Genomic DNA, 6,499 nt, shown 5'->3' with positions numbered 1-6,499 from the left:
GAACCATGGACATGACTATGACAACGCACTCACCCAATCCCGCGATGACTCGCGCACTGATTTATTCAGCATTTCCCACATGAAATCATGCACGGTTGCATTTAGAGTCGACGCTTCTTCGAAAATCGGCAGCGGCCATGTGCATAGATGCCTTGCGCTTGCCTCTGCATTGAAGAGTAGTGGAGCAAACGTTGAATTCATATGCAGGGCACATGTCGGGTCACTATTGGACCTAATACGCTCTCGTGGGTTTGCATACCACGTCCTTGAAAGACCAAATGCCCCTAGAGAGGATGTCTATCCGTGGCTTGGGGTTAGCTATGAGGAAGATAAGGCAGACACAGTAGGCGTGATAAAGAAAATTGGCTACGTTGATTGGCTAGTGATAGACCATTACGGAATCGGGATAGAGTGGGAACGTGAGTTAAAGCCATATGTTGGCTCGAGACTCGTTATAGATGACTTGGCGAATCGTGCCCACGACTGTGAGGTGCTCCTTGACCAGAATCTTTTTCCAAACGCTGAACGACGCTACGCGAGCCTCGTTCCTTTAAATTGCGCTATGTTATTAGGGCCTAAATATGCGCTACTCCGTGATGAATTTTCTCGTAATCAACAGCAATTGTGCCAACCTGATTACGATCCGTCCTCCCGAATCTTCGTTTTTTTTGGTGGCGTAGATTTTACGAATGAAACATTAAAATTTTTACGAGCCTGTTTCGAGGCTAAGAAGTTCCCAGACGGCGTGGAAGTTGTCGTAGGAGCGCAAAATCGGAATCTTGAAGATATCAGAAAAATCATCCGAAATGACGGCCGTATCAATCTGCATGTCCAGGTCGATAATATTGCGAAGGTAATGCGGCGATGCAATTACGCATTTGGTGCTGGGGGAACAACCAACTGGGAGCGCTTCGCTTTGGGACTAAATGCTAGTGTTACCAGCGTCGCCGATAACCAAATCGAGTCCTCGCTATATCTCCAAGAGCGTGATCTGATTGATTATCTTGGGGAATCTCCTGCTGTTAGTGTTGAATGCTACCGGCGTGCTCTGTCAACCTTGCGTCCCTCTAGTGAGCTAATGCGTGTGCGAAGTATGAAGATAACCGCATTGGTCGATGGTCATGGGACTCGAAGAGTTGCAGCGCTATTACTGAACAGGAATCGAATTGAAACTACGTGCTATCTGTGAAAAGGATTTAGACGCCATACTTGAGTGGCGGAACGCTCCAAATGTTAGTAGAAATATGTATACAACCCATACGATTTCGCGTACGGAGCACCAAGAATGGTTTGATAGTCTTATAGACGATTCATCACGGAGGTATTTTGTTTATGGTGATGCTGGAGTTGATCTTGGTGTTGTTGGGTTCAGTGAAATTGATCACAGACACAGGAGAGCTTCGTGGGCATTTTATGCGAGCCCGACCGCGCCAAAAGGCACCGGCTCAAGGATGGAGTTCAGTGCGCTAGAACAGGCGTTTGGTGAACTTCGGTTGCATAAACTTCGTTGCGAAGTGCTCGCATTTAACGAGCAAGTATTGAGATTACATAAGAAATTTGGATTCTCCATCGAAGGAGTGATGCGTGACCATCATTTTGACGGTGAAAGGTATATTGATGTTGTGCAATTGGGCTTGCTCGGTTCTGAATGGGGGCAGGTCAAAGATGCTTTCCGCGTAAGGCTCGGAATCAAGGGAGAGGAAAATGAATAGAAGCATTGCGATTGCAGGAAGAAAGATCGGGGTGGAGTACCCCCCATATTTGATCGCAGAATTGTCGGCAAATCATAACGGCAGCTTGGAAACAGCATTCAAAATTGTAGAGATGGCAGCGAAAGCGGGAGCAGATGCTGTGAAGTTGCAAACGTATCGCCCAGATACCATCACGATTAAGTCGGATCGACCGGAGTATCGTATTGAGAGGGGTCCTTGGGCAGGTAAGACACTCTATGACCTTTATGAGTGGGCTCACATGCCGTGGGAATGGCACAAACCTCTTTTCGAGAAGGCCAGGCAGCTCGAGATTGCAATGTTCAGCTCTCCGTTTGATCGGACTGCCGTTGATCTGTTGGAGGATCTAAACGCGCCGGCTTATAAGATAGCTTCGTTTGAAGCCATTGATCTTCCGCTTATCCGCTATGCCGCGAGTACAAGGAAGCCGCTAATAATCTCCACGGGAATGGCCAATGCCGATGAGATCGCTGAGGCAATCTCATCGGCAATAGATGCTGGATGTAATCAACTAGCTATCTTGCATTGCATTAGTGCCTATCCAAGTCCAGCGGAGGATTACAACCTCGCTACGATTAGGGATCTAGCGAACAGATTCGACGTCGTTGTAGGACTCTCGGACCATACTATCGACAATACCACTGCCATTACTAGCATTGGGTTGGGTGCGGCATTGATCGAAAAGCATGTCACCTTGGATAGGACCGGCGGCGGTCCAGATGACTCTTTTTCATTGGAGCCGAAAGAGCTTGAAGCACTCGTGGTCGCTAGTCGAACAGCATGGAGAGCTGTCGGAAAGGTGTCATACGAACGAGCTACCAGCGAATTGGAGAACGTAAAATTTCGGCGGTCCCTCTGCGCAGTCGCTGACATCAAAGCCGGAGAACTTTTCACAGAGAGCAACGTTAGAAGCATTCGCCCTGGATTTGGTCTAGCACCTAAACATTACGATAACGTTTTGGGGCATGTTGCAAAGTGTAATTTAGCCAAAGGGCAACCGATCACGGTCGAGGATGTAGCCTAAAGCAGGCATTATTTTAAGCGTCAAAATAATGACCAAGCGAAAATCATGGTGTCCGGTCAATTATGTTAAATGGATGAGTCGAATGGAAGAATTACGTTTCGTCGAGCATCCTCCATTAATGATCGCCTACACCCCGCTTCATGTTTTGATTATCGAAAGGATTATTTCGGAAAGAGGAATTAATAAATTCGATTTAATATATTTTTCGAATTCAAACTCTCCTAAACATCGTGCCTACTACGATCGCTTGGGTGGTACGGCTAGAAATGCACTTTTTCTTCAATACCGACGTCGTTCGATAGTTAATGTCACTTCCATTTTGAGCGCATTGAGAAGGGCTAGATTTCTTCAGGGTGGCGTGGGGCGGATAGTTTTCGTCGCTGCTTTGAAGCAAATTCCTACCCGTCTTATATTGTTATTTGTCAAGAATGGTGTTTTGCACACCTACGATGATGGGTGGGGAAATGTAAGTGGTGAGGGTTATTATTATGAATGCAGCGACGGACCAATAACGAGACTCGCAGAGCTCTTGATGAAGAGGCTCAGTTATCGCTGGCTGGTGGCCAATATTGATTGTCACGTAACTATCTTCAAAGGCTTAAAGAATGTGTTCGGCCATGCACCAGTGGTTAACCATATTGATCTTTTCCCGTCGGGGGAGGGTAGGCTACGAGCCGATGCGCGTGCGGAGCGACTTGCAGTTTTGCTTACGGCGCCATTTTCTGAGAATGGTTTAGTTTCGGCAGGACGTGAGCGGGAAATTTATAAGCACGCAATTGAAAAGTTCGGTGTAAAAATGGTTATTCCACACCCCGGAGAACGATCTGAAAAGCTAGCTGATCAGAGCCTGCACGTGCTCGGAGGCAATAAGATCGCCGAGGAGATCATTGGTGACTTGGTTAAGGGTGGAATGATCGTGGATCTTTATGGCTTTGCGAGTACTACATTGTTGGTGTTAGCGCAAGCCACTGGTCACGTGCGCTGTCATTCGATTGACGTCCCGGACCTTAAAATTAATAACGAGATCATGGAGAGGCTTGGGGTAAAGATATGCTTTCTGCACGATCAAATTTGAAATTCAGAGTTGGCGTACTGCCAATGATTCTTTCGAGTTTATGTTTGCATCTTTCCGGCCTCGATGTCGCTCAGCGCTTTCTCCTCGAATTCCTATATTTGGCATTAATTTGCTGTTGCGCTATATTGCTTTGGGTAGCTCGTCGATACGTCACGCGGCCGGTCGGGCAAACTTTTCTGTTCTTTGGCTTAACTATTTGTACGTTACCGCTGGTTGCTGATAGCAGTCAACTTCGTCCGACTTTATTTTTTTTGGCAATGACTGGCATGTGCTGCTACGTTTCATCAATGCGGCCTAGTTTGGATGCGAAAATCGTTCGTGTTTTGATTTGGATCTATCTAATTTTGATTTCGGCGTCGCTTTTCTTTTCAGTTGCATATATAAATGATCGCTTTGTCTCTTTTGTAGGTAGTCCTACGGTTCTTTCAGTTGTGTTGTTGGTGGTGTTTGCAATCTATGCGGCCGTGGCTAGGTCACGAACAATGATAATTGTAGGATATTTTGCTATCGGATTTCTAATTTTTCTGACGCAAACAAGACTTAGCATCGTACTATGGTTAATAACACCGGGTGTTGTTTTGTTTTCGGGCTTCTCGATTAGAAGGAAAGTTATTATATATGTAACTATGCTTGTGGGTCTGATCGCGGGATATCCAATATTCGAGTACGTGGGTTCCGTCGATCAAGGGGGGTATGTCACTAGAGAAGTTGGTGCGCAGGGTGAGGATGCCTCTTTTGGATTGCGTCGTGCACTCACAAACCAAATCTTTGATGAGTTTCAGAGCTCGTCGATGGTTTCAAAGGTGATCGGGAATGGCTCTGAGGCTGCACGCGACGTGATCAAACTAAATTTCGGGACCGATCTGTTACCGCATAACGATTACTTGAGAATTGCATTTGATTTCGGAATATTGTTTTTGTTGATGTATATTTTTTGTCTTTTCAAGCTGGTCGTTGGAAGCCGTGATTTTTCTGTAAATTATATTTTTATTATATATTTAGTTTCATTTTACCATAACATGGTGTATTTCTTGTTGTGCCCACTTGCATTGCTATCGCTATTGTTCTGCACACGATCCGATATGGGTCGAAATTGATCAGATTGCCGGGTGCTCTGTGATGACGTTATTTGGGGGTTATTTAATTGTAGTGATTTTGATGGGTGGCCTTTTGGGGTCGGCGCATGGAGAGATCGAGCAGCTTAGAAGGGATGTGATTTACAAAAAGACAGGCGATTATGCGGCATTTCCGAGTCTTGGGAGTGACGATTTTGGATTGTATTTGGAATTTTCCGTGCGGGATACCAATTCTCATTTCGAACGCCCTGTCCGGAAGCCGTTAACATTCCGATCGTTGGATCTCGGGAATAGCTGGAAGCAGTCCACCCTACGCGGGATGCAGGGCTCATTTTTTTGTGGAAATGGATGCATTTCGATACCAGTCCTACCTGGTTGGCATGAGTGGAACCCTGCAATGAAGGAGTATGATTTAAACAATTCTATCGCCTTTCGGAGCAACGGACGGACGTATATTTCCGGTCGTCCGTGGATCAGAATTAGTGAGAATGCTGGAGCGAATTGGAGAAGGGTGGAGTTGGATACGAAAGAATTGAGTTTTATTATGAATTATAATTCCTCGGCTTTCGCTGAGCTTCCAACAGGGGTGAAACTATTAGCTGTGTATGGTAGACGGGCCGAGGGAAAGAAAACAGAGCCGTTTATTCTTATATCGGTAAACGGCAAAGATTGGAGCATATACGCCATGTTTGAGGCCAATGTGCTCGATGAGGTGGCGGGAATAAATGAGACAGCGCTTCTCGCTCTTGGAGGGAAACGGGTGCTAGCGGTTGGCCGAGGCGAACCGGACGGTGTCGGTTTATATTTTTCGATCTCGGAAGATGAGGGAGCTAGCTGGTCTAAGCCCAGGCCACTCGATATTCCTGGATATCCGGCGAATCTAGTCGATAGTCCGATGGGGATTATTCTAACGTACGGATATAGGAAACCTCCGATGGGAATTCGGGTGTCGGTTCTGGATCGGGAGTCATTCGAAGTTAGATCTTCACATACCTTGACGAAAGATGCGGTTGGGCGACCCAGTGATGTAGGGTATCCGGTTACATTAATGGTAGGGTTTCCGAATTTTATTACTGCGTTCTATACAACCGGCTCCGACGGAGTAACGCATATCGAAACTTTGAAATGGCGCTTTGATAATTAGAAATGGTTCGTTGATCAGAAGGCCCATCATCGGGGCGCCATAATACCACGTTGCTGGTTTTTGTGGTTTTGACACATTTGATGTCTGCCGTTGGGGGCGGTGGGAATTTTCACCGTAGCTCTACTTTTGTGTCATGCGCCCGCCGCAGAATCGTTCCTGTGCATCGGTCAAGCATTTTCAGTTTGGGAAAGATTTCGGTTAAGTTGTTCGACTGACTTTGGACAGACGAGTCTGTCTTTGACTGTTAGTGAATTGGTGCGGTGGTGGATGTAGATACAATAGGCCAGCAACACGACTATATTCGGGCCGCTCAGGCTTCGAATGGGCGTTGTTGCATAAATCCGGGGTCGGTTGGGCTGACGTTTACGCGCAGCGGCTGAAACTCTGGCTCTGTTAACTTCTGACGAAGTTGCGTAGTGTCTTGGACTTTTTCCGGGACGATGCGCAAGG

At 46.5% G+C, this 6,499-nt stretch carries 6 protein-coding genes; all 6 read left to right on the top strand.

What is annotated here, in order from left to right:
• A partial coding sequence (gene pseG, locus J8I34_RS32870; protein WP_209808389.1) for a UDP-2,4-diacetamido-2,4,6-trideoxy-beta-L-altropyranose hydrolase occupies positions 1 to 1,189 on the top strand: 1,189 nt, incomplete at its 5' end.
• Positions 1,167 to 1,712 carry a UDP-4-amino-4,6-dideoxy-N-acetyl-beta-L-altrosamine N-acetyltransferase gene (pseH, locus tag J8I34_RS32865; protein WP_209808378.1) on the top strand — a complete coding sequence of 182 codons (546 nt, stop codon included), beginning with the start codon at positions 1,167 to 1,169 and terminating at the stop codon, positions 1,710 to 1,712. The genes pseG and pseH, both read left to right, overlap by 23 nt.
• The gene (gene pseI / locus J8I34_RS32860; protein ID WP_209808368.1) at positions 1,705 to 2,754 is read left to right on the top strand and encodes a pseudaminic acid synthase; all 1,050 of its coding nucleotides are present in this window, start codon (positions 1,705 to 1,707) and stop codon (positions 2,752 to 2,754) included. The genes pseH and pseI overlap by 8 nt, the downstream gene beginning before the upstream one ends.
• Before the next feature lie 82 nt (positions 2,755 to 2,836).
• Positions 2,837 to 3,829 carry a glycosyltransferase family 52 gene (locus J8I34_RS32855; RefSeq protein WP_209808366.1) on the top strand — a complete coding sequence of 331 codons (993 nt, stop codon included), beginning with the start codon at positions 2,837 to 2,839 and terminating at the stop codon, positions 3,827 to 3,829.
• Complete coding sequence (locus tag J8I34_RS32850) at positions 3,826 to 4,926, top strand: O-antigen ligase family protein (protein ID WP_209808364.1); 1,101 nt, start codon at positions 3,826 to 3,828, stop codon at positions 4,924 to 4,926. Before J8I34_RS32855 ends, J8I34_RS32850 begins: the two co-directional genes overlap by 4 nt.
• Before the next feature lie 376 nt (positions 4,927 to 5,302).
• The gene (locus J8I34_RS32845) at positions 5,303 to 6,049 is read left to right on the top strand and encodes a sialidase family protein (protein WP_209808362.1); all 747 of its coding nucleotides are present in this window, start codon (positions 5,303 to 5,305) and stop codon (positions 6,047 to 6,049) included.
• Positions 6,050 to 6,499 lie beyond the last annotated feature (450 nt).

Source organism: Cupriavidus phytohabitans, from assembly GCF_017815025.1.
Classification (GTDB): domain Bacteria; phylum Pseudomonadota; class Gammaproteobacteria; order Burkholderiales; family Burkholderiaceae; genus Cupriavidus.
Note: the sequence above shows the minus strand (reverse complement) of the source record. Positions and strands in the feature narration are given on the sequence as shown.

What these genes read in the sequence shown, in the direction of transcription:
- pseI (WP_209808368.1), top strand. Translation starts at nt 1,705, where the DNA reads ATGAATAGAAGCATTGCGATTGCAGGAAGAAAGATCGGGGTGGAGTAC.
- J8I34_RS32855 (WP_209808366.1), top strand. Translation starts at nt 2,837, where the DNA reads ATGGAAGAATTACGTTTCGTCGAGCATCCTCCATTAATGATCGCCTAC.
- J8I34_RS32845 (WP_209808362.1), top strand. Translation starts at nt 5,303, where the DNA reads ATGAAGGAGTATGATTTAAACAATTCTATCGCCTTTCGGAGCAACGGA.